General features: G+C 65.2%; 1 protein-coding gene. It reads left to right on the top strand.

The window, feature by feature from the left end:
- Positions 1 to 537, top strand: a 537-nt coding sequence (locus J0695_RS40250) for a DUF5753 domain-containing protein (protein ID WP_242553772.1), incomplete at its 5' end; no start/stop codon positions are given.
- Positions 538 to 569 lie beyond the last annotated feature (32 nt).

Raw genomic sequence — 569 nt, 5'->3', positions numbered from 1 at the left:
CTGGAGCGGGAGGCGGTGAGCCTGTGCACGTATGAGTGCCGGTTGGTTCCGGGGCTGTTGCAGTCGGAGGCGTATGCGCGGGCGGTGTTCGACAACAGCATCCCGTTGCTGACCGACGAGCAGACGGAGGCACAGGTCGCCGCCCGAATGGAACGGCAGGCGATGATGCGGGAACGGCCGACCGTCCCGTTCGGCTTCATCGTGGAGGAGTCGGTTTTCCGACGCGGGCTGGGCGGGGCGCAGGTCCAGTCGAACATGCTGGACCATGTGCTTGAGCTGACCGCGCCGCGCAACGTGACGCTTCAGGTGGTGCCGGTGGAGTTGGAGTTTCACGGCTGCCTGGATGGCCCCCTTCGGATCTTGGAGACCTTGGAGGGGCGTCGGGTCGGGTGCTCCGAGGGGCAGCAGAACGGTCGGCTGATCTCCGACGCGAAAGAGATGATTCTGCTCTGCCGACGCTATGACACACTGCGCTCGCAGGCCCTGAACCCGACGGAATCCCGGGACCTGCTGGAGCGACTGCGAGGAGAGCTATGAGCAGCGGTATGTCGGAACTCGCCTGGTTCAAG

The sequence above is a fragment of the Streptomyces beijiangensis genome, assembly GCF_017315755.1.
GTDB classification, from domain to species: Bacteria; Actinomycetota; Actinomycetes; order Streptomycetales; family Streptomycetaceae; genus Streptomyces; species Streptomyces beijiangensis.
The sequence above is the reverse complement of the archived record's forward strand: the minus strand, read 5'-3'. Positions and strand labels throughout refer to the sequence as shown.